Annotated in this window: 18 protein-coding genes; 11 read left to right on the forward strand and 7 right to left on the reverse strand. The window is 39.4% G+C overall.

Annotated features, from left to right (window positions below; all coding sequences use genetic code 11):
* The 3 genes from PR725_RS10500 to dmsD all read left to right on the forward strand — a co-directional run bounded on the left by PR725_RS10500 (position 1) and on the right by dmsD (position 2,216).
* The gene (locus PR725_RS10500; protein WP_004913401.1) at positions 1 to 618 is read left to right on the forward strand and encodes a DMSO/selenate family reductase complex B subunit; all 618 of its coding nucleotides are present in this window, start codon (positions 1 to 3) and stop codon (positions 616 to 618) included.
* A 1-nt stretch (position 619) separates the two neighbouring features.
* Entirely contained in the window at positions 620 to 1,477 is an 858-nt protein-coding gene (locus tag PR725_RS10505; protein ID WP_123382338.1) for a DmsC/YnfH family molybdoenzyme membrane anchor subunit, read from the forward strand.
* Positions 1,478 to 1,598: 121 nt separating this feature from the next.
* Entirely contained in the window at positions 1,599 to 2,216 is a 618-nt protein-coding gene (gene dmsD / locus PR725_RS10510) for a Tat proofreading chaperone DmsD (RefSeq protein ID WP_004913405.1), read from the forward strand.
* A gap of 144 nt (positions 2,217 to 2,360) precedes the next feature.
* On the opposite strand, the gene PR725_RS10515 is transcribed toward dmsD, so the two are convergent.
* Genes PR725_RS10515 through PR725_RS10530 form a run of 4 tightly spaced genes read right to left on the reverse strand, consistent with a single transcriptional unit; the run spans position 2,361 to position 7,158 of the window.
* Positions 2,361 to 3,503 carry a trans-sulfuration enzyme family protein gene (locus tag PR725_RS10515; protein ID WP_272568900.1) on the reverse strand — a complete coding sequence of 381 codons (1,143 nt, stop codon included), beginning with the start codon at positions 3,501 to 3,503 and terminating at the stop codon, positions 2,361 to 2,363.
* A gap of 23 nt (positions 3,504 to 3,526) precedes the next feature.
* The gene (locus PR725_RS10520; protein ID WP_272568903.1) at positions 3,527 to 4,525 is read right to left on the reverse strand and encodes a D-cysteine desulfhydrase; all 999 of its coding nucleotides are present in this window, start codon (positions 4,523 to 4,525) and stop codon (positions 3,527 to 3,529) included.
* Positions 4,526 to 4,541: 16 nt separating this feature from the next.
* On the reverse strand, positions 4,542 to 5,966 hold the full coding sequence (locus PR725_RS10525; RefSeq protein ID WP_004913415.1) for a Na+/H+ antiporter NhaC family protein: 1,425 nt from the start codon (positions 5,964 to 5,966) through the stop codon (positions 4,542 to 4,544).
* Between the two features lie 46 nt (positions 5,967 to 6,012).
* The gene (locus tag PR725_RS10530; RefSeq protein ID WP_109912728.1) at positions 6,013 to 7,158 is read right to left on the reverse strand and encodes a trans-sulfuration enzyme family protein; all 1,146 of its coding nucleotides are present in this window, start codon (positions 7,156 to 7,158) and stop codon (positions 6,013 to 6,015) included.
* Positions 7,159 to 8,370: 1,212 nt separating this feature from the next.
* Here PR725_RS10530 and PR725_RS10535 point away from each other — a divergent pair.
* The 3 genes from PR725_RS10535 (at position 8,371) to dbpA (ending at position 12,611) form a co-directional block, all read left to right on the forward strand.
* Positions 8,371 to 9,501: a M20 family metallopeptidase gene (locus PR725_RS10535; protein WP_004913419.1), complete on the forward strand. Its 1,131-nt coding sequence runs from the start codon at positions 8,371 to 8,373 to the stop codon at positions 9,499 to 9,501.
* A gap of 23 nt (positions 9,502 to 9,524) precedes the next feature.
* Positions 9,525 to 10,964, forward strand: a complete 1,440-nt coding sequence (locus PR725_RS10540) for a YfcC family protein (protein ID WP_004913421.1) — start codon at positions 9,525 to 9,527, stop codon at positions 10,962 to 10,964.
* A 273-nt stretch (positions 10,965 to 11,237) separates the two neighbouring features.
* Entirely contained in the window at positions 11,238 to 12,611 is a 1,374-nt protein-coding gene (gene dbpA, locus PR725_RS10545) for an ATP-dependent RNA helicase DbpA (RefSeq protein ID WP_109912729.1), read from the forward strand.
* A 69-nt stretch (positions 12,612 to 12,680) separates the two neighbouring features.
* Here the strand turns inward: dbpA and PR725_RS10550 are convergent, their stop codons facing one another.
* Positions 12,681 to 13,124 (reverse strand): PACE efflux transporter, encoded by a 444-nt coding sequence (locus PR725_RS10550; protein WP_272568918.1) that lies wholly within the window; start codon positions 13,122 to 13,124, stop codon positions 12,681 to 12,683.
* Positions 13,125 to 13,225: 101 nt separating this feature from the next.
* Between PR725_RS10550 and PR725_RS10555 the strand changes: the two genes are divergently transcribed.
* The 4 genes from PR725_RS10555 to cfa all read left to right on the forward strand — a co-directional run bounded on the left by PR725_RS10555 (position 13,226) and on the right by cfa (position 18,441).
* Positions 13,226 to 14,110, forward strand: a complete 885-nt coding sequence (locus PR725_RS10555; RefSeq protein ID WP_164528526.1) for a LysR family transcriptional regulator — start codon at positions 13,226 to 13,228, stop codon at positions 14,108 to 14,110.
* Between the two features lie 161 nt (positions 14,111 to 14,271).
* Complete coding sequence (codB, locus tag PR725_RS10560; protein ID WP_109912731.1) at positions 14,272 to 15,519, forward strand: cytosine permease; 1,248 nt, start codon at positions 14,272 to 14,274, stop codon at positions 15,517 to 15,519.
* Positions 15,512 to 16,804, forward strand: a complete 1,293-nt coding sequence (locus PR725_RS10565; protein ID WP_004913433.1) for a cytosine deaminase — start codon at positions 15,512 to 15,514, stop codon at positions 16,802 to 16,804. The genes codB and PR725_RS10565 overlap by 8 nt, the downstream gene beginning before the upstream one ends.
* A gap of 473 nt (positions 16,805 to 17,277) precedes the next feature.
* Positions 17,278 to 18,441: a cyclopropane fatty acyl phospholipid synthase gene (gene cfa, locus PR725_RS10570; protein ID WP_123382342.1), complete on the forward strand. Its 1,164-nt coding sequence runs from the start codon at positions 17,278 to 17,280 to the stop codon at positions 18,439 to 18,441.
* A 70-nt stretch (positions 18,442 to 18,511) separates the two neighbouring features.
* Here the strand turns inward: cfa and torS are convergent, their stop codons facing one another.
* Positions 18,512 to 21,265: a TMAO reductase system sensor histidine kinase/response regulator TorS gene (gene torS / locus PR725_RS10575; RefSeq protein ID WP_196718820.1), complete on the reverse strand. Its 2,754-nt coding sequence runs from the start codon at positions 21,263 to 21,265 to the stop codon at positions 18,512 to 18,514.
* A 93-nt stretch (positions 21,266 to 21,358) separates the two neighbouring features.
* On the opposite strand from torS, the gene torT reads away from it, so the two are divergent.
* The gene (gene torT / locus PR725_RS10580) at positions 21,359 to 22,381 is read left to right on the forward strand and encodes a TMAO reductase system periplasmic protein TorT (protein WP_371021352.1); all 1,023 of its coding nucleotides are present in this window, start codon (positions 21,359 to 21,361) and stop codon (positions 22,379 to 22,381) included.
* On the opposite strand, the gene torR is transcribed toward torT, so the two are convergent.
* Positions 22,354 to 23,055, reverse strand: a complete 702-nt coding sequence (gene torR / locus PR725_RS10585) for a two-component system response regulator TorR (RefSeq protein WP_004913440.1) — start codon at positions 23,053 to 23,055, stop codon at positions 22,354 to 22,356. The genes torT and torR overlap by 28 nt on opposite strands.
* Between the last annotated feature and the right edge of the window lie 124 nt (positions 23,056 to 23,179).

The following is a 23,179-nucleotide window of genomic DNA, read 5'->3' on the forward strand; positions in this document are numbered from 1 at the left end:
ATGTCACAACAATATGGTTTTTATATTGATACACAACGCTGTACGGGCTGCAAAACGTGCGAACTCGCCTGTAAAGATTTTAAAAACTTATCCGCTGATGTTCATTTCCGTCGTATTTATGAATATGCAGGCGGCGACTGGACAGAGCAAGATGGTGCATGGCATCAAAATGTATTCTCTTATTATCTTTCCATTTCATGCAACCATTGTGAGGACCCTGCTTGCGTTAAAGTTTGCCCAAGTGGCGCGATGCACAAACGTGAGGATGGCTTTGTCATTGTCGATGAAAGTGTTTGTATTGGTTGCCGTTATTGCCATATGGCATGTCCTTATAGTGCACCTCAGTTTGATGCAGTTAAAGGGCATATGACTAAATGTGATGGCTGCTATGAACGTGTGGCTGAAGGCAAAAAACCCATTTGTGTTGAGTCTTGCCCGCTACGTGCATTAGATTTTGGGCCCATTGAAGAGCTACGTGCAAAATACGGCACAATCAATGAGATAGCACCTCTACCCGCTGCACATTATACCAAACCCAATATTGTGTTAAATCTCAATGCAAATTGCCGTCCTGTTGGTGACACCACAGGTTATTTAGCGAATCCGGAGGAAGTTTAAAATGGGCGCAGGCTTACATGAATATCCGTTAATCTTCTTCACCGTTATAGGCCAAAGTGTTGCTGGTGCATTTATTCTCATGGCTCTGGTATTGTTAATAAAACCCTTACAAGAGCAGCATCATAAAATAGTGATGAGCATGTTTGGTTTGTGGGCGTTAATGGGAATTGGCTTTTTACTATCCATGTTGCATATGGGTTCGCCGATGCGTGCCTTCAATTCAATGATACGTGTTGGTCATTCCGCTCTGAGTAACGAAATAGTCAGTGGCTCAATATTCTTTGCCTTAGGTGGAATATATTGGTTACTGTCATTATTGAAAAAAATGCCCAAGTCTATTGGTACTATTTGGTTAATTATCACTATCATTTTTGCGGCAATATTTATTTATGCCATATCCCGCGTTTACCAAATTGATACCGTCCCAACTTGGTTTAATCACTATGGTAGTTTGCAATTTATCCTAACCAGCTTTATTGCAGGGCCTGTTCTTGCCGCATTTTTATTACGCATAGCAAGCTATGATATCAATAACGTCCGTTTCTTTACATTAATCAGTATTGTTGCAGTGGTTGCGAGTAGTATTTTGGTGACGGCACAGGGGTTTGAATTAGGCTCTATCCAAAGCTCTGTACAGAAAGCATCAGAGCTTGTTCCAGATTATGCTTCACTGATGGGTTGGCGTACTGTTTGCTTAACATTAGGGCTAGCTTTCTGGATTTACCCACATGTTAAAATGAAAAACCCTTCAATTATCGGGCTATTAGTCGCCGTATTATTGGTGATTTTTGGTGAATTGATTGGTAGAGGCATTTTCTACGGGCTACATATGACGGTAGGTATGGCTATCGCCGGATAACGACTATTCCATTGTTTTTACGATGATAAGGGGGCTAATTACCTTCTTATCATCGACAACAATCGCATGTTTCGCTACGATCGCACCAAAGCGTCATCATCAACATAGCAAGTGGACAAATATGGAACAAAAATTATTGGCAGATTTTTCGCTTTGCGCGCAAACTTTGGGGGCATTATTTTATTATGACCCTTCTGATGCACGCGTAAATAAACTAATTGATTTATTTACGACGAGCGAATGGTTAGCTGAGTGGCCATTTACTCAGGATTATGATTGCCAACGTATTGATAAACTTTTTCAAGATAGTCTTTCTGAATCAGAAACTTTACAAGAAGCCTACCAGCGCTTATTTATTGGCCCTTATGCATTACCTGCACCACCTTGGGGTTCTGTTTATCTTGATAAAGAAAATGTTATTTTTGGTATTTCGACACTTGAATTAAGAGCATGGCTTCGTAATAACCAAATCAATATTGAATTAAATCAAAAAGAACCCGAAGATCATGTGGGGCTAATATTTCTTCTCACTGCCTGGGTGATTGAAAATAAACCAGAACTGTTACGTGAATTACTAGAAATACATTTTTTACCTTGGGTATATCGCTATTTAGAAAAAATGCAATTGCAAAGCGGGAATGCTTTTTATGAAGCCACTGCGCTGCTGGCGACAGAAACTTTAAGACATATCCAACAAAGCGCTCAATTAACCCCAGCGAATAAAGAGCTTTGTCTTTAGTTTTATATCGTTCAAATAAGCATTTTGTGAAGTAAAAACCCTCTAAATAAATCAGACTATTTAGAGGGCTTAAAATATTATGGGCGTTTTTTAGGTGTGTGGTAGGTATCACTCAGAAGTAAAAATGCGTTACTAATGGCCTAATTACTGTACCTGCGATAAAGCAAAATCGGCATCAGCGAGTAAATCATCTATATCTTCACAGCCCAATGAGAACCGCAATAATCCATCCGTTACGCCTTGCAGTAATCTTTCCTCTTCAGGGATACACGCATGAGACATCATTTTAGGGTAGGAAATAATTGATTCAATTCCCCCTAAGCTGACCGCAACGAGTGGAATACGAATTGCTTCTAAAAATTGTTTTACATTGTCATAGCTACCCAAATCAAAGGAAACCACCATTCCGCCATTTTTGGACTGTTGCATATGAATCATATGGTTTGGGTGTGAAGCTAACCCCGGATAAAAAACGCGTTGTACTTTTGGGTGCTCATTCAGATATTCTGCAAGCTTTTGCGCATTTTCACTAGCTCGTTCAACTCGCATTGCCATTGATTTTAAACCACGCATCGTCAGCCAGCTATCAAATGGAGCTGCAATACTGCCAATAGCCACCGCAGACTTATGTAACCACCTCGCATATTCAGGGTTATTCGTTGCTACTGTCCCCAAGATCACATCACTATGGCCATTTATAAATTTAGTCGCACTATTAATAGAAAAATCAATTCCAAGAGAGATAACATCTGATAACAATGGCGTCATAAAGGTATTGTCACAGATGGTAATAATATTATGCTGTTGCGCAATTTCAATAACAGATTTTAAATCAGTCACTTGTAATGTGGGGTTAGATGGCGTTTCAAAATAAAACGCTTTGGTATTCTCCGTTATTGCTTGCTGATAGTTCATTGGGTTAGTCGCATCAACAAATGTCACTGAAATGCCATAACGAGGCAGAAATTCAGTCATTAACTGGAAAGAACCACCGTAAATATTTTTGCAAGCAACAATATGGTCACCCTGGCTAAAATTAAGTAATACTGCGCTTATTGCTGCCATTCCTGATGAAAAAATCTCAGCAAATTTCGCGTTTTCAATCGCGCAAATTGCCTCACTTAATGCATCTCTTGTTGGATTGGAAAAACGCGAATAAATATGGTCGTAACTTTCCTCAATATTGGCTTGTGAAAATGTGGATGATTGATATAACGGAATAGAAGAACTTCCGGTATATTTATCTGTCATGGGGTAACCATGAATAACCTTGGTATTAATTTTCATAAGTAAATCGCATTATCAAAAGTCTATTTAATCGTTGCTACATTGATTTCAGAATAAGCAAAAATAGCGGGGGCTCCGCCAGTATGAATAAAAAGTAATGGCTGATTGCCATCAATACTTTCTTTTAAAATATGATCAACTAAACCCGCCATGGCTTTACCGGTATACACAGGGTCAAGTAGTATTCCTTCTTTTTGAGCTAATAGCTCAATGGCTTGTTGGCCCTTGTTATTCGGCTGACCATAGCAAGGTGAAAAATACTGATCCCACAGATTCACTTTAGGAAAATCTGTCAGGTTTAATAATTTACCAATTTCCTGCTGTAAGGTTTCTACCTTAGGTTGTTGCTGCGCAACTGTTCTTGAAACGGTAACACCTATCACTGGAGTTTGAGGAAATACCGATTGTAATCCCATAGCTAGCCCTGCATGCGTTCCTGCGCTACCAGAAGCAACAATAACTGCGGAAAATTCAATATCTTTAGGAGTCTGCTCGGCAACTTCTAATGCACAATTAACATAACCTAATGACCCTAAAGCATTAGAACCACCAATAGGTACAATATAAGCATCTTGCAATCTAAGGGATTCAACTAACGCTTGCATTTGTAAGCTTGGGTCGGTTAACTCATCACAAAAATAACAGCGGGCATTAAATAAATCTGTCAGTTGTTTATTACCATTTGTTAAAAATAATGAATTCAAACTCTGTAATGGGTTTTCTAATAATGCGACACATTCCAGACCATACATTGATGCTATTGCAGCTGTTTGGCGAACATGGTTTGATTGAATAGCCCCTGCCGTAACAATCACCTTAGACTTTTTTTGTATCGCATCTGCAATAATATATTCCAATTTTCGCAGTTTATTGCCCCCCATTGCTAGGGGGGTCATATTGTCACGCTTAATATAAATATCACGGCCTAAATATTCTGAAAGATTATTTAATTTTGCTAACGGTGTTGGTCCTCGAAGTAGATCTATTTTATTTATTGCAGCTAATCGTTGTCTAATGCTCATTATATTATTCACCTTATTAATATGTGAAACCTAAATAGAGATAAACCATCAGCGCAAAAGCGGCAGTCACCGTGGCATAAGGCATTTGGGTACGAATATGCTCAATATGGTCACAATCTGTTGCCATAGAGGCCACAATCGCATCACTGGAAATGGGTGATGTCATATCCCCATAAATTGAACCTGCTATTGCGGCACCAATCATATATTCAACAGGCATTCCGACTGAAAGCCCTAATTGCACACCGATTGGGATCATAATCGCAAATGTCCCCCACGATGTTCCAGTTGCTAATGACATCACCGCACTAATTAAAAATATAAAACCGATTGAGAAAGCCGGTGAAATGACACCAGAGGTAATTTCAGCTATATAAGCACCAGTGTTTAAATCTGAAGAAACGGTTCCCATTAAAAAAGCGAGGATCATCACTGAACTAATTTTTACCATGCTGGCATAGCCGATGTATAACTCTTTAAAGAAAGTCTCAATATTAAGCACACGACGCGCTAAGAACCACACAAAAGAGACTAAAGTTCCAAACATGACTCCCCAATATACCGATGTTGAGCCACTACCTTTACTAAAATCACCATTACCAGTGATATAAAGCGCAATAGGTACCATTAATACTGTTGATAAAATTGGAATAAAAAAGTTAAGAGAGGTATGGCAATTAGGATGCTCAATAATATCTTCATCATCCTGCTCAGTTTCTTCAGCAGACAATAAAGTTAAAGCTTGCTGCTCTGCGCGTAAATCCGCTTTTTTCATTGGTCCCCAAGAAACATTGGAGAAAATATAAAATAATACTGAAGCTAAAGAAAACCACGCCATGATATTAAATACCATTGAGCCTGCTAAAATTTCAAATGGCTCTCCAGTAATTAAACCTTTAGATATTTGTACACCAATAACACCCATCATTGCCGCTCCCCAGCCGTTAATCATGGCTGATGAACAAACTGATACGCAGGAAGTTTGTACAATATAGGACATTTTTTCTGGCGAAACACCGTATTTCTTCGCTAATGTTTTTGTTGATGCTCCAGCAATTAATTGGTTAATTGAACTTTCAATAAAAATTAATGATGTAATAATCATCGCCATTAATTGAACAGCTTTTTTATTTTTAATTAGCCTTGTTTTATTTGTTAATAATTTAACTAATGATCGCACACCACCAGTAACAACGACTAGCCGCATAATACCGCCAATCATTACCATAAATAGAATAGTTTTTGTATTTCCCGGTGATGCAAACGTATTAATAATACCATCGAGCGTTCCGTTTATACCCAATAATATATTATGGTCATATATAACGGTAAAACCAACTAGAATCCCCAGCAATAACGATAATATAACTTGTCGTGTAAAAATGGCTAAAAGTATCGTCACCATTGGCGTGACGATGGTCCAAATTCCATAATCATTCATTAGATGCTCTCTTATTATATTTTAATTTTATTTTGATTTTAATAAATTAAGATAGTGCGTTTTCTAAATCATTTAATAAGTCAGTGATATCTTCAATACCTACAGATAAACGTAATGTGGTGTCATATACATGGATACTTTCCCTTTCTTCTTTTGTCATCGACCCATGTGACATGGTTGCCGAATGGTTTACCATGCTTTCAACACCACCCAATGATTCGGCTAATACAAAGTAATTAACTTTAGATAAAAACGTTTTAGTATCTTCAATATCCCCTTTCAATTTAATTGTCACAACTGCTCCACCTGTACGCATTTGCTTTTTACATAATTCATATTGAGGATGTGAAGCTAATCCTGGGTAATAAACCTGTTCCACTTTCGGGTGCGTAGACAAATAGCTAGCAACTTGCGCTGCATTGCTGCATTGTGCCGCCATACGTAACGCTAATGTTTTTAATCCACGTAAAGCAAGGTAGGCGTCAAAAGGAGAAGCAATTGCTCCTAAAGTCGTTTTTAGAAAATCAAGGCGGCTGGCTAAGTCTTCCCTTTGGGTGATCACAGCACCACCAATTAAATCGGAATGACCGCCAATATATTTACTTGCCGATAGCATCACTAAATCAGCACCTAATTCTAACGGCTTTTGGTTCCAAGCTGTTGCAAATGTATTATCAACACAAGTCAAAATATTATGTTTTTTTGCAAGTGAACAAATCGCATTGATATCAACTAACTCCAATAATGGATTAGTTGGGCTTTCAATCCAAATTAAACGCGTATTCTCTTTTATTTTTGTTTTAACTTCATCAAGGTTATTCAAATCTACATAATCTATTTGATGACCGCTATTAATGGTTGAAACTCGTTCAAATAACCGAAATGTTCCACCATAAACACCTTTCATCGCAATAATATGCGAGTCTTTTGGTAATAAATTTAAGACTAAACTTGAAGCCGCCACACCGGATGAGGTTGCTGTTGCATAACTTCCACCTTCAATTTCTGCTAATAAGGTTTCATATGCATAACGCGTTGGGTTGCTGCAACGTGAATAACAATATTCACCATGCTCTGTTAAACTTTGCTGAACAAAAGTACTGGCTGTTGTAATAGCAGGGAAAATAGCATGATTAACGGTATCTTGCTGCTTTCCACCATGAATTAAAATTGTAGCAATATTCTTAGTCATAATCTAAAACCCAATATAGTAAAATAAAAGTGATATCTTTATATTTGTTGCTAAAAAGAATATGCCATAGGGAAATAGAAAATTTTTTCTAAAAATTGGTGTCTTTATTCAAATTAAGAGAAAAATTTTCTATTAAAGAATTAATTTCCTTTTAATTCATAATGTTGATGCGTTTCCCATAAATGAGCGAGCCGTCACAATATTATTATTTTGTTTATCTTCCACAACCGACCAATCCATAAAAAATACATAACCCACTAAAACAAAACAATAAATGTTTTATTAAAGTTAAATATATCATCACGCAATGTAATTATTTAGTAGATATTCTGTCGTTGATTTAACATGAACCCTAGTACTCATACCTATTTTTCCTCTTCTTATACTGCACAATAGGCATATAAGAGAAAGTTATTCTCTTTTACTTTATTTCTTATAATGAGCTATATCACTTAAAAGCTATCACAATTCGATTAATGCAAATCAACACGCAAAAGAATGGCTATCAAGCAACAATATGCTCAAGGACTATTTATAAGATAGGCACAGAGACTAAATTTGATTGAGTTATTTTTAATTTAATCACCCCAATTTTTTGTTTAAAAAAAGTACAATAACTATTACAAACTATGATAAATGAAATGCTACCGCTATTTAAATTATTAGAAAAATGCATGACCACTATATATTTTATAAATTATTCTAATCACTTTTTCTTAAAGAATCTCAATTTAGCCTAGTGCAGAACTATTCATTATAAATTCAAATTTGCTCGAACAAATTCAGTAATGTATTCCATATTACATATCTTCGTAAAATTACTCTCTATATGGGTTTAATTTTTTAGTGAAGAATCATCTTGTATACAAATTATTTATTATGATACAGTCAAAAAATGCCTATGATTCAAGCATCAAGTATCGATATTGGTTATATCCTTTACTGTGATATGACTCGCTTGAGCATAAAAATTTGGGGCATTAGTTTTCCACAATACAAACAATGAGAATCAAAAAAAAACACAATTATTATTAGTAAATTTGAATTTTATCTTTTGTTCTTATCTTTAATAAAAGCCACGTTTTATTTAGCGAAAATCTGAATTATATAAATTTAACTTAATATAAACTCTGTTTTTATATTACCTAAAATTAAATTTACCACAATAAAAACAACTTAATTTTGTAGTAGAGACAATATAAGGAAACAATTATGAATAATAACTTTTCAGTGCATGAAGCCAGTATGCTTGCGCTACTTAAACAAGTAGTCAATATTGAATCAGGTTCTTATGACAAAGAAGGTGTAGATAACCACGCTGCTGTCTGGTGTGAAAAATATCGCGAAATGGGGTTCGAAGTCGAAATCATTGAAAATGAATCACTCGGTAATAATTATCGAATTTATCACCCATCAACAAAGGCTGATATATTAATTTTATTGCATTTAGATACCGTTTTTCCTAAAGGTACCGTTACTGAACGTCCTTTTAGCATTGAAGGTGACCGTGCTTATGGCCCTGGCGTGATTGATATGAAAGGCAGTCATGTCATGGTATATCAAGTCATGAAGCAACTTTATGATAATCAAGACATTCGCTATAAAAATATTGAGATTCTCCTCAATTGTGACGAAGAAATTGGTTCTATTTCATCTCGCGGTGTCATTGAACAATGTGCTTTAGGAAAACGCTACGCACTTGTGATGGAACCTGCGCGTGCCAATGGCGCGATAGTGAGTGCTCGCCGTGGTGTTGGGACTTATGTGTTAAATATTGAAGGGAAAGCCTCACATTCAGGTATCGCACCTGAAGCAGGTATTAGTGCAATTCAGGAACTATCATATAAAATTCAAAGCCTACACGCACTCTCAGCTCATGATAAAGGCCTATCCGTTAACGTTGGTTTAATTTCTGGCGGAACCTCCGTTAATACTGTCGCACCGAATGCCAGAGCAGAAATCGATGTTCGTATCTCGTCTGAAGAACAGGGTATTGAAATCGATAAAAAAGTCAGGGAAGTGTGTAGTACACCAATATTAGACGGTATCAAACTCACCTTAACCGGCGGAATTAATCGCCCACCTATGGCTAAAACGGATGAAAGCACCGTTCTTATCAACATCATTAAAGAAGAAGCTGCACAACTAAATATTGATTTACTCGATGTTTCTACTGGCGGTGGCTCTGATGCCTCTTTTACTGCGGGTGTCGGAACTGCCACTGTAGATGGGTTAGGCCCGATTGGTGGTTACCAGCACAGTGATAAAGAATATTTAGAAATACCGTCGCTCACAGAGCGTGCTCAACTATTTTTCAATGTATTACAACGCATTACACAATAAAAAATAATCCAATAGGAAACTCTATGACAACGATGTCAACAAACACAACAACACCACCTAAAAAACGTTCTGAAGGCTTAAATCCTTATGTGCTTTTGTTTTTTATCTTAGTATTGGCAGGCATTGCGACGTGGATCGTTCCCGCGGGGCAATATGCATCAGAAACAAAAGTCATCACCATGGTAAAAGATGGTATAGAAACAAAAGTATCTAGTTCTTACACCATTCCCGGTAGTTATGAGCGCTTACCTGAACAACACGGCATTTTGCCAGGACAAATTTTCACCTCAATTGCCGATGGTCTAATCAAAGCAGCTCCTATTATCTTTTTGATTATTTTCACTGGAGGTGCTTTACATCTTCTTGAAGAAACTGGGGCTATCAAAAAAGTACTCAATAATATCTCGCGCAGTAAAAGGCTTAATGACTTTTTACTAATCAGTATATTCTTTGTCGTTTTTTCTATTTTAGGAACAACAGGAATTGTCGTTAACTCAATTATTGCATTTGTTCCTATCGGTCTTTTAGTTGCTAAATCCGTGGGAATGGACGATAAATTTGGTGCCGCTTTAGTCTATGTCGCGGCTTATTCGGGCTTTAACGCCTCAATCATGGCACCAATGACAGTTGGCCTATCTCAAGGTTTAGCCGACGTCCCGTTGTTATCCGGTCTCGGTTTTAGAATGGCAATTTATATTGCATTTGTTATCGCGGGTATTTTATTTTTAACGATTTATACCAAAAAATGCCGTAACAAAGGTATGGTTCGACCTGATATTGAAATTAATACTGACGAACACCAAACCTCTAAAATTTCAGCTTTGCATGTCATCACCCTTTCCTATAGCGCATTCTGCTTAATCGGATTTATTTTCGGTGCCGTTGAGTGGGGCTGGGGAGAAAAAGAGATGATGGCAATGTTTATCATTTTAGGCGTTGGCGTGGGTATTTTAAACCGTATGTCGCCTAATACCATTGCTACTGGTTTCTTAAAAGGTTGTGCAGGAATGGTAGGCGGCGCGTTTATCGTTGGTATGGCTCGTGCGATTGCTATCGTATTATCTGATGGCATGATTCTGGATACCATCGTTAATGCCATTATTTCAATGATGGACGGTTTACCGAAGACTTTATCTGCCCTTTCCATGTTCGCAACCGCAGCAATTATGCACTTCTTTATTTCATCTGGTTCTGGTGAAGCGGCAGTGCTTGTACCTATTTTCACGCCAATGGGAGATTTATTAGAAATTACTCGCCAAACGACGGTGCAAACTGTATTACTTGGAGAAGGTGTTGTTAACTGTATTAACCCAACATCAGGAATTTTAATGGCTGTACTTGCAACGGCAAAAATTCCTTATACACAATGGGTGAGATTTATTTGGCCATTAGTCTTCACATGGATAGCCATTTCTATTGTCGCTCTCATATATGCAGTAATGACAAATTTAGGTCCTATCTAAAATATCAATATTGAATAATCCACTCTTCTTAGCACCGCTTTTTAGTGGTGCTAAGGGTTGTTGATACAAAATAGAGTAAAAAGGTGTTTTTCTCGTCTTGTGTTATCAACCGCTGTTGTAAATTTTCCATTTCATCACTTCCTGTTGATTTAATTTTGAACTATATCAGTGATAACCAGGTTCTACATTAATAACGAATTAAAAACAGACAGGGTAAGGTAGGAATAGTATTATTAGCCCCATTATGCCTTTTATTCTATTTGAGATTGTATTGTGACTTCATTTGCTGACCTAAATGCGTTTTCTGCGGAACAACTCGCTAACTTGCAAGAGTTAGGCTACCTAAACATGACGCAGATCCAAGCTGCCGCTCTTCCTCCGATCCTTGCTGGTAAAGACGTTCGAGCACAAGCTAAAACTGGCAGCGGCAAAACTGCTGCTTTTGGTCTGGGCTTATTACAACATATTGATGCCAAGTTATTTAAAACTCAGTCATTAGTTTTATGCCCAACTCGCGAACTGGCAGATCAAGTCGCCAATGAATTGCGCCGTTTAGCTCGCGCTATCCCTAATATCAAAATTTTAACACTCTGCGGTGGTGTACCTTTTAGCGTACAACGCGACTCCCTTGCTCATGCAGCACATATCATTGTTGCTACACCGGGGCGCTTACTTGATCATCTAAATCGTGAAACAGTACAACTTGATGCCTTGCAAACATTGGTTTTAGACGAAGCAGACCGAATGCTCGATATGGGCTTTATGCCAGATATTGAAACCATCATTGACTACGCACCAATTAATAGGCAAACATTATTATTTTCAGCTACTTGGCCAGATGAAATTGCACGAATTAGCCAGCAAATTCAAAATAATCCACAAACCATTGAAATCAATAGTGTTGATGAACTTCCCGCGGTTGAGCAGCAATTTTATGAAGTTGCGCGTCACGAAAAAATTACATTATTACAAAAGCTCTTGAGCCGTGAACAGCCCGCTTCTTGCGTCGTTTTCTGTAATACTAAAAAAGATTGCCAAGCTGTTTATGATGCCTTAACTGCAAGCAAACAAAGTGTCCTAGTGCTTCATGGTGATATGGAACAGCGTGAGCGTGACCAAACTCTTGTGCGTTTTGCTAATGGAAGTAGCCGTGTATTAGTGGCTACGGATGTCGCATCCCGCGGGTTAGATATTAAAGCCCTCGAAATGGTGATTAACTATGAATTATCATGGGATCCTGAAGTGCATGTTCACCGCATCGGCCGAACTGCACGCGCCGGTGAAAGCGGTTTAGCAATTAGTTTATGTGCACCAGAAGAAGCCCAGCGGGCCAATGCTCTAGAAGAAATGTTAAACATGAAGCTTAATTGGCAAGCCGAACCAACAGGTTTACGAGTCACTCCATTAGAAGCGACGATGGTGACCTTATGCCTTGATGGCGGTAAAAAAGCCAAAATACGCCCCGGCGACATTTTAGGTGCCTTGACCGGAGAAGTTGGCCTCAATGGCGACGATATTGGCAAGATTGTGATCCACCCTACCCATGCCTATGTGGCACTCAAACGTGAGGTTGCCGAACATGCTCGCAAGCATTTACAGCAGGGGAAAATTAAAGGGAAATCCGTTAAGGCTAGGTTATTAAAATAATCGGTGTGATTCGTGTTTCCTTCTGCACAATGTTAGTACGCAAGGAAACACGATAATTTTCTTACTTTTTTATGATGTGGCGTTATTCTCTTGCGGTAAGGCAGATTTAGGCAATCCAAAAATCTTATCAAAGGCCCAATTAAAAAAGAAAGTATAAATTGGGATAAAAATAATTAAGGCGAAGTCGAGTATTAACGCCTGTAAAAGACTAATTGATAACCACCATGCAATTAAAGGAATTAAAAAAATCACTAACGTTAATTGAAATAATATAGCGTGTACAAACCGGCGCCTAAAGGTTCTAATGCGTGATTTTTGTTTTGATTCCCAATATTCAAATGCAGTATTGAAAATAAAGTTCCAGCTCACTGCAATAGTCGTTATGACTAAAGATAATGGGCCTGTTGTTTCCGCTGAATTACCGGAAAGAAAAGCCAATGCCAACGCTGAAATTAACCAGCCAATAACCTCATAAGCCGTTACAAAAACAATTTTACGTTTAATCCCCTGCATTTTCCCACCTCCAAAAATATCATTATCAACAAGGTGGTAAAATAAATATTATTCAATGATAATAAAAGTCAGCTTCTATCAATTTTATTGAAAGGTCAATCATGCCATTTAATAGCGATAACCTAACGATTTTTCTCACCGTGTTAGATAAAGGCTCATTTTCTGCAGCGGCTAGGGCATTAAAACGCGTGCCATCTGCGGTCAGTATGGCAGTCGCTAATCTAGAAGCTGAACTTGGATTTGAACTATTTGATAGACACTCTCGGGAGCCTAAACCCACTGAAAAAGCACTGTCATTAGCCCCCTATGCACGACATATTGTCGCTAACTTATCGCAGCTCAATACGTTTTCTTTAGAATTGACTCAAGGCGTTGAAAGCACGCTGACTATTGGTATTGCGGCAGGTATTAATGCCAATTTACTCTTTGACGCTCTACATATTTTAAGCCAGCGTTACCCTTTACTGCATATTGAGCTGATTACCGCACCTCAAGATGATCTTTTACCGTTACTACATGAACAACAAATTCATCTCGCGATTGTCTTTGGCGGTTTAAATGTTAATTCCCAAGAGCAATTTCATTACATTGGCGAAGAATCAATTATTGCCACCATTTCGGCTAAACATCCCTCTTTGCAAAATAAAACGTCACTCTATATCGAAGACCTTGTTGAAAGCCGCCAAATAATTATTGCAAGTCGTCAACGTGAATTGAGTGATATACGCATTCTAGTTTCTAGTAATTATTGGAAAACAGACAGTTTTTCTTTAGCTCTCGGTTTAGTCGAAAGTGGTATGGGATGGGGAAATTTTCCTTTATCACTTATTAAAGATAAATTGCACGATGGTTCACTAAAACCCCTTGAGTTTAAAAATACCCCAAATGGCTTCAAACTGCCTATTCATGTGGTATGTTTGCAAGGTCATGCGCTTAAACGTGGTGCACAAGAATGCATTGAATTACTGAAAAATAAGGTAATTTAAACCCTCAATTATTTATTTTTCCTATTTTTAATTCCATAAATTAAATTATTTCTGGACACATTAATTCTTTTAAACCATCAACGAAAACGTTTGCTTTTTATTTTGATGGCTATAAAATGCGTCGGATTTTTTTGGCCTGAGAAAAATAACTGGAGACAATCGTGCCTGACGATAAAAATTATAGCCATGGCCCCGTGCCCATATCCGCGCGGAAAGGCGGACTAGCATTAACCTTTGTGATGCTAGGTTTAACGTTCTTTTCCGCCAGTATGTGGACCGGAGGCGCTCTCGGTACCGGTCTTGATTTTCATGATTTCTTCCTCGCAGTTCTTATCGGTAATCTTCTTCTTGGTATCTACACCGCATTTCTTGGTTTTATTGGTTCTAAAACAGGCTTAACTACCCACCTTCTTGCTCGTTATTCCTTTGGTATTAAAGGCTCATGGCTCCCCTCTTTCCTATTAGGTGGCACACAAGTCGGCTGGTTTGGTGTCGGTGTTGCGATGTTTGCCATTCCTGTTGGTAAAGCCACGGGTTGGGATATCAACTGGTTGATTGGTATTTCAGGGGTCTTAATGACCGTTACGGTTTTTTTCGGTATTTCTGCTCTAACTATACTGTCAATCGTTGCAGTTCCTGCCATTGCGATACTCGGCAGTTATTCCGTCTACCTTGCTATCACTGACATGGGTGGAATGAGTGCATTGCAGGCAGTCGTCCCCGCAAAACCTATCGATTTTAACCTTGCCTTAGCCATGGTAGTGGGGTCTTTTGTGAGTGCTGGAACATTAACAGCTGATTTTGTGCGTTTCGGACGAAAACCTAAGATTGCGGTGCTTGTCGCCATTATTGCTTTTTTCCTTGGTAATTCATTGATGTTTATCTTTGGAGCTGCTGGTGCGGCATCATTAGGTATGGCAGATATCTCAGATGTGATGATTGCCCAAGGTTTACTATTACCCGCAATTATCGTTTTGGGTTTAAATATTTGGACAACTAACGATAACGCCCTATATGCGTCAGGTTTAGGGTTTGCCAATATCACCGGCTTATCCAGCAAAACCTTATCCATTGTCAATGGACTGGTTGGAACGCTATGTGCGCTGTGGTTATATAATAATTTTGTTGGCTGGCTAACTTTCTTATCTGCGGCTATTCCCCCTATTGGCGGAATTATCATCGCCGACTACCTCATGTACCGCCACCGCTACGAAACCTTTGATCGCAGTAAAATGCGTGATGTCAACATCAGTGCATTAATCGCCGTTGCCGCTGGGGTTATCGCAGGTAACTGGTTACCAGGTATTGTTCCTGTCAATGCCGTGTTGGGCGGTGCATTATGTTACGCTATCCTTAACCCATTATTAAATCGCCGCCATACTACTGATTCGGAGATGACCCGTGCTTAACCAAACTATCAAACATATCCATAATGTCCGTTTACCTGAGCGTGATGGCCTGTGGCGTATTGATATTGACAATCAAAAAATTCAAGCCATTCTTCCACAACCTCAAGGTGAAGTATTACCAGACAGCTTAGACGGTGAAGGTGGATTAGTTACGGCTCCCTTCGTTGAGCCACACATTCACTTGGATACCACTCAAACCGCGGGGCAACCAAGCTGGAACCAGTCAGGAACACTCTTTGAAGGCATCGAACGTTGGGCAGAGCGTAAAGCGATGCTCACCCACGATGATGTTAAAAATCGAGCGTGGCAAACCCTTAAATGGCAAATTGCCAATGGTATTCAACATGTTCGTACTCATGTGGATGTGTCAGATCCGACATTAACCGCACTGAAAGCGATGTTAGAGGTAAAACAAGAAATCGCACCTTGGGTTGATGTGCAAATTGTGGCTTTTCCACAAGAAGGTATTTTGTCTTATCCAAATGGCGAAGCCCTGTTAGAAGAAGCGTTACGCCTAGGAGCCGACGTCGTTGGTGCCATTCCACATTTTGAATTTACTCGTGAGTATGGCGTGGAATCACTCCATAAAACATTTGCTTTAGCACAAAAATATGACCGCTTGATTGATGTCCACTGTGATGAAATCGATGATGAGCAATCCCGTTTTGTTGAAACAGTCGCAGCGTTAGCACATGCACAAGGGATGGGTTCTCGCGTCACGGCAAGCCATACCACCGCAATGCATTCATACAATGGCGCTTATACTTCCCGTTTATTTCGCCTACTAAAAATGTCTGGAATTAACTTTGTCGCTAACCCACTAGTAAATATTCACTTACAAGGCCGCTTTGATACTTATCCAAAACGCCGTGGAATTACGCGAGTGAAAGAGATGCTAGCCGCGGATATTAATGTGTGCTTTGGTCACGACGATGTATTTGACCCATGGTACCCATTAGGTACAGCCAATATGTTGCAAGTACTGCATATGGGGTTACATGTCTGCCAATTAATGGGTTACCAGCAAATCAATGATGGGCTGAAACTGATTAGTGAATACAGCGCACGTACATTGAACTTGCAAGATTATGGTGTGAGTGAAGGAAACCGAGCTAGTTTATTAATTTTACCTGCAGAAAATGGCTTTGATGCCGTGCGTCGTCAAGTCCCTGTTCGTTATTCTGTTCGCGATGGCCAAGTTATCGCTAATACCCAACCCGCAGTAACCCAAATTCATTTAGAACAAACAGAAGCAATCCATTATGGATATTCTCCAAAAATCTAATCATTGAATTTTTATTCCTAAATGGCTCTCTATAATCATAGGTGAGCCATTTGCTCTACGCCTCATCATTAATTTCAATAAAATCAGCCCAAAAAACCAATCTTAATCAGATAAAAAGCAACAAATAACGTTTTTTTTCACACAAATGTCATTTCTATATACTAGACTTATTCCAATACTCATTGAAGAGCTTGAAAAGCTTTGATGAGCAAATAATTGTCTTATAAGAACTCTTTTTTTGGTTATAAGTGCCATTTCTAAGTATTAAGTGCAATTTCTATTGAAATTCAATGTGAACGTTTTATATTTTTTATAGAGTTATCTGAAACTGGATTTGAGCTTTATTTATAGCAACAATAACGCTAATACACTGACTGTCGTGCAGCGGTGGTCAATATTCCTGTTTTGCTGTACCACGAATACGTCACAAATAAAGTTCTCTGAATCCCACTTTGATAAAAATTGGAGATCAGATGAGTACTGAACAAGTCGTTAACCAAAAAACCACTATCGACTCCTGGCAACGCATTGCTACTGAATTATTGAGTGAAGCTGGCATTAAAATTAATGGCTCCCGCCCTTTCGATATCCAGGTACACAACCCCCATTTCTTTAAACGAGTGCTACAACACGGCTCAATAGGATTAGGTGAAAGCTATATGGATGGTTGGTGGGATTGCGAGCGTTTAGATATATTTTTCCAATATGTCTTACGCCATAAACTCGATAAAAAAATACCTCACAATTTCAGTGATACACTGAAAATTGCTGTCGCACGTGTTCGCAATTTACAAACCCTAAAACGTGCTCGTATTGTTGGAAAAGAACATTACGACCTCGGAAATGACTTGTTTTCCCTAATGCTCGACCCTTATATGCAATATTCTTGTGGCTACTGGAAAGGTTTAGAAACGGTTCCTGAAAACCTTCCTCTCGCGCAAGAACAAAAATTAAATTTAATCTGCGAAAAACTGCAATTAAAACCCGGTATGCGATTACTTGATATCGGCTGTGGCTGGGGGGGACTCGCTGCCTATGCAGCAAAAAACTTTGGGGTTTCTGTTACGGGTGTCACTATTTCCGCTGAGCAACAAAAATATGCTCAAGCTCGCTGTGCAGGCTTAGATGTTGATATTAAATTAGAAGATTATCGGAATCTTAACGACCAATTTGACCGTATTGTCTCTGTAGGTATGTTTGAGCATGTCGGCCCTAAAAATTATGCGACTTACTTTGATGTTATTCAACGCAACCTAAAAGCTAACGGTTTGTTTTTACTTCACACCATTGGTTCTAATCAAAATAAAGTGAATGTTGACCCATGGACTAATAAATATATTTTTCCAAACGGCTGCCTACCTTCTGTGCAAAATATTGGCGAAGCCAGCGAAGGCAAACTGGTCATGGAGGATTGGCATAATTTTGGTGCTGATTATGACCATACTCTCATGGCATGGTATTCCCGTTTTCAAGCCGCTTGGCCTGAGCTCGAACATAATTATACGACTCGTTTCAAACGCATGTTTTCTTATTATTTAAATGCTTGTGCTGGTGCATTTAGAGCACGAGATATCCAATTATGGCAAATACTGTGGAGCCCACAAGGTGTGAGCGGTGGCCTGCGTGTTGCGCGCTAAATCTTAGCCCTGAACATGGTCTTCAACAGATAAAAAGCAGCTAAATGAACCTTACTGGCTATTTGAAGAATCAATGCGCTCTATTCAACCATTGCTCAATAGCCTGTAAGCCTTGCTGTATATCATTTTTCAGTTGAGTATCCGCCATTGGCTGCTGCTCTAATAATGCACAGCTTTGTACTGCACTTTGCATTCCTAAACTAGCACAACTGCTTTTTAACTGGTGAGCAAGGCGTTTTATTTGTTCTGTGTTATTTTCTGCTCGTGCAATATCAATTTGGTCGATTAGCGGCAGGGAATGCTGTTTAAAAATACTCACCCATTCACGAATTTTTGAGAGCCCCATTAATTCAGCATCACTAATAAGCTGTTGCAAATCTACAAATTTTTCCTGAACACTAGAATCGGACAACGTATACTCACCGCCTGAAATATATTTAACGATCAACTGGTTTAACCTATCTCTTGGTACTGGTTTTTGAATGATACCGCGAAAAACTTGACTCGTCCGTTGGTGCAATGTTTCATCAATCACATGAGCACTAAAACCAATCAAAACCAATGCGGGGTAGGCTTTCGCTATTTGTTTAGCCAAGGTGATCCCATCGATATCAGGTAAACCAAAATCCACCAACGCTGCCGTAAATTGTTGCCCAGTTTGTAAAGCAGCTAATGCTTCTGCCGCAGAACCAACAGTGGTTACCTGTGCCCCACTTCGAGTTAACATTTCTCCACTTATTTTCTGAGTCAATGGGTTGTCTTCTATGAGTAATAAATGTACGCCTCGCATGTCTGATGGTAGATCCGCCGATTTACTAACTGGATGCGAGGCGATAGATAACGGTAATGTTAAACGAAAACAGCTTCCACTCCCTAACTGGCTACTAACCGTCAATTCACCGCCCATCGCTTGTGCTAAACTTGCACTAATTGTCAGCCCAAGCCCTGTTCCACCCCGCTGGCTATCGACTTGCACAAATGGCTTAAAAATATCAGTAAATCGCGAGTTATCAATGCCACACCCGGTGTCTTCCACTTCAATAAACCAATATTTGCCATAACGGCAACTACGCAAAGTAATCCGCCCCTGCTGAGTGAAACGTAGTGCATTACTGAGTAAATTCGTGATAATTTGCCGGATCCGGAGCGGGTCCCCTTGTAAGGCAGTAGGTAAATCATCTGCAATATCAGCAACTAACTGAATGGCATGATTTTTATTACTGGCATTCATTAAATACAAGGTACTTTCCAATAATGGCTTGGGCTCGAAAGGTTCCTCATTGATAGAAACATTTTGTCCCCCAGCTTCAATAGCAGAGTAATCCAAAATGTCATTTAAAATAGCCAATAAGGATTCACCTGAATCCGTAATTGCATATAAATCATCATGATATTGATTAAGCGCTTTATTTTCTAATAGCAATTGCGCTGTCCCCAAAATTCCATAAAGTGGCGTGCGAATTTCATGGCTCATTGCCGCCAAAAATGCCGATTTTGCCTGATTGGCTTTTTCTGCTTCAGCGCGAGCTTTGCGGTGCTCAACAACCATCACCCGCAGTTCTGCCGTTCTCACTTTGACTTGGTCCGCTAGTTGTTCACGCTGATTATTTAAAGCATGAACACTCGCACGAAATGCATCCATTAAACGGCCAATCGTATCAAGCTCTTTCACGCCTGCGGTTTCAGGAAATGCAGAGTCAATATCGCCCTCAAGCAAGCGCTGAAGCGCTTGGGTTTGCTGCGCCAATGGCTTTGTCACTAAGCGGTAAACCACTCGCCAAAGGATCAAAATCAATGAGAGTAATGAAACAATACTTAATGCTAACAACCAATTTTGCCCCCGTTCACTGGCTTGTTTAAGTTGCCCCAATGCGGTTTGGTTACGAAGTTCAATGATGTCAACTAATTGAGCTACTTCACTACTAAAACGTGCAAATTGGTCAATATTATTTTGCGATAAAATCTGTAAACGAGTTGTGATGTCGTTATCTTGGCGATACAACGTAATTAACTCGGTATAACGCTTAACGCTATTTAAGGCATTTTCTACCTGGCTTCTCACGGCAGGGTCTTCAATATATTTTTGCCGACGTTGTAAGATTTTGACTGCAGAATTCAGCTGATTTTCTAATTCTGCCATATTACGATTGGGTTGGTTTGAACCTAAATTAAGTACCATTTGCTGTACGCGCATAGCGCTTAATCGCAGCTCATTCATTTGGCTAGCATATTCAAGATCAATATCAATAAGTTGATCAAGGGCTTGCTGTGCTTGTTCCCCTTGTTTTCGCTCGATTAGGTCATAAATACTCACCTGCGTTGCACCAGCGGAGGTCGCTGCATTATTGGCTTGGCCATGCGCTTTTTGGGCGATATCACCCGCCGCAGCGATGATATGTTGCCTTAACTGTTGTTGCTCAGTGCGCAGTTTTAACCGCTGGCCAACTAATTCACCTTGTTGGCTTAATGATTGAGCGATTTCTTTTTCTTGTTGTTCTATATCTTGTGTGTTGAAGCCTTGTTCCCGTAATGTTTTCAGCAAATTAGTGATTTTAAGGCTTTGTGCCGTTAACATCCGTCCTTGCGCTAACCAAATACTTTCGCTATCTGCATTGGTGAGATTCTGCGCAGAAAATAGCTCCCAAGCACTTGCTTCACTCAATTGCCTTGCCATATTCATGGTTGGAATCAAAGCCTCGGTATTGGCCTGTTCAACTTGGCTAACAAAACGTAAGTTGTACCACCCCACAAGGGTGCTGATAAAGGTCAATACTGCCATCAGCGCAAAGCCCATCCACAATCGTCTAGTTAGTGATAAATTCACGGTTTAGTTAGCCTAAAAATTAAAATGGTTGAGTTAACTGCAAGAAAGCATTTAGGATAAAGGTTTCTGGTTTGTGAGGCTATCATGCGTGTATTGATTTTACTACTGTTCACATTTTACTCATTACTGAGCCTAGCAATGGCGCAGAATAGTTCACTCATTCAGTGGCGTGATACACTACACTTTACCTCCCAACCACATAATCCCATTACCGCTACAAAAACATGGAAATTGTGTGCGCTTTATCCTAGCTTAAAAGATTCTTATTGGTTATCAATTAATTATGGTATGCAAAAAGCAGCCAAAAGCTATAGTATTGACCTAAATGTATTAGAAGCTGGCGGATATAACCAGCTAGCCACTCAGCAAAAGCAAATTACGCAATGCCAACAGTGGGGAGCAGATGCCATTTTACTGGGCAGTAGCACTACAGCCTTTCCAAACCTGAGCCAACTGGTAGGAAATACGCCTGTCATTGAAGTCATCAACGCGACACACGATAAAACAGTTAAAACCCGCGTGGGTGTACCTTGGTTTCAAATGGGCTATCAGCCGGGACGCTATTTAGTGCAATGGAGCCAAGGTAAGCCATTGAAAGTGTTACTTATGCCTGGGCCATTAAATGCTGGCGGTAGCCTTGAAATGGAACAAGGATTCAGAGAGGCTATTGCGGGTAGCCATGTACAAATTGTGGATGTTGCACAAGGGGATAACGACATTGAAGTTCAACGCAATTTATTACATGAAATGCTAGAGCGTAACCCAGATATTGATGTCGTCGTTGGCACAGCTATCGCCGCTGAAGCCGCAATGGGTGAAGGCCGTAACTTAACAAAACCATTGAATATTGTTTCTTTTTACTTATCACATCAAGTCTATCGCGGCTTAAAAAGAGGCCGAATAATTATGGCAGCTAGCGACCAAATGGTTTGGCAAGGTGAGCTAGTCATTGAACAAGCCATCAAAGTATTACAAAAGCAGCCAGTTCCAAACAATATAAGCCCGCCAATTTTAGTGCTTACTCAACAAAATGCAGATAGTGAACACTTACGTAATTCATTATCTCCAGGAGGATTTAGGCCCGTATATCAGTATACATCGGCGGCTAAAAAATAACCTTCACCATGCTGAGTCACTAATAAATCAGCATTAATCTTGTGGCGTAAACGGCGAATAAGTACATCTACCGTGCGTAAATCAGGGTGATCAACTCGACGGGCTGATAACATACGTAAAAGACGTTCTCGGGTTAGAATCTCCCGTGGGTTTGTCACAAAAGCCACTAGCATTTCATATTCAGCACGAGTGAGTTTGATTGCTTGATGCTTAAATTCGAGCGTATGCATCGAAACATTTAGGCAATAGCCAGCGAACTGATAGCAATTATCTTGAGAAACAACCTGGGTTTGTGATGGTTTAGCAAGATCAATTCGCCAAAGTAAATTTTTGACACGAACAACGAGCTCCCTGAGTTCCAAAGGTTTAGTAACGTAATCATCTGCTCCCATTTCTAAACCCACAATACGGTCAATTTGGTCACAACGGCCTGTGACTAAAATAATTCCTACTGTAAAACGCTCACGTAGCGCCCTTGTTAACATTAACCCATTTTCATCCGGTAAATTAATATCCAACAGAATCAAGTCAACTACTTGCTGATCCATAATTTCGCGTAAACCTGCACCATTCCCCGTAACAGAAACACGATATCCTTCTTGCTCAAAGTAAGCCTGTAAACGCGCCTGAGTAACGGGTTCGTCTTCAACAACCACAATATGATGTGATGTCATTGATATACTCTCTTCTGTTCATATCTGTTCATATTTACCCATATCTTGCCGTAAGCTGTTCATCCTGACTAGTACCGCTATTCATATTAACTCAATAAGATCGCCTGTATTAAACCATATAATT

This window comes from Providencia sp. PROV255 (assembly GCF_028478065.1).
GTDB classification, from domain to species: Bacteria; Pseudomonadota; Gammaproteobacteria; order Enterobacterales; family Enterobacteriaceae; genus Providencia; species Providencia rettgeri.

Excerpts from the sequence above, each read along its gene's own strand:
- PR725_RS10500 (WP_004913401.1), top strand. The coding sequence starts at position 1 with ATGTCACAACAATATGGTTTTTATATTGATACACAACGCTGTACGGGC.
- PR725_RS10505 (WP_123382338.1), top strand. The coding sequence starts at position 620 with ATGGGCGCAGGCTTACATGAATATCCGTTAATCTTCTTCACCGTTATA.
- dmsD (WP_004913405.1), top strand. The coding sequence starts at position 1,599 with ATGGAACAAAAATTATTGGCAGATTTTTCGCTTTGCGCGCAAACTTTG.
- PR725_RS10515 (WP_272568900.1), bottom strand. The coding sequence starts at position 3,503 with ATGAAAATTAATACCAAGGTTATTCATGGTTACCCCATGACAGATAAA.
- PR725_RS10520 (WP_272568903.1), bottom strand. The coding sequence starts at position 4,525 with ATGAGCATTAGACAACGATTAGCTGCAATAAATAAAATAGATCTACTT.
- PR725_RS10525 (WP_004913415.1), bottom strand. The coding sequence starts at position 5,966 with ATGAATGATTATGGAATTTGGACCATCGTCACGCCAATGGTGACGATA.
- PR725_RS10530 (WP_109912728.1), bottom strand. The coding sequence starts at position 7,158 with ATGACTAAGAATATTGCTACAATTTTAATTCATGGTGGAAAGCAGCAA.
- PR725_RS10535 (WP_004913419.1), top strand. The coding sequence starts at position 8,371 with ATGAATAATAACTTTTCAGTGCATGAAGCCAGTATGCTTGCGCTACTT.
- PR725_RS10540 (WP_004913421.1), top strand. The coding sequence starts at position 9,525 with ATGACAACGATGTCAACAAACACAACAACACCACCTAAAAAACGTTCT.
- PR725_RS10550 (WP_272568918.1), bottom strand. The coding sequence starts at position 13,124 with ATGCAGGGGATTAAACGTAAAATTGTTTTTGTAACGGCTTATGAGGTT.
- PR725_RS10555 (WP_164528526.1), top strand. The coding sequence starts at position 13,226 with ATGCCATTTAATAGCGATAACCTAACGATTTTTCTCACCGTGTTAGAT.
- cfa (WP_123382342.1), top strand. The coding sequence starts at position 17,278 with ATGAGTACTGAACAAGTCGTTAACCAAAAAACCACTATCGACTCCTGG.
- torR (WP_004913440.1), bottom strand. The coding sequence starts at position 23,055 with ATGACATCACATCATATTGTGGTTGTTGAAGACGAACCCGTTACTCAG.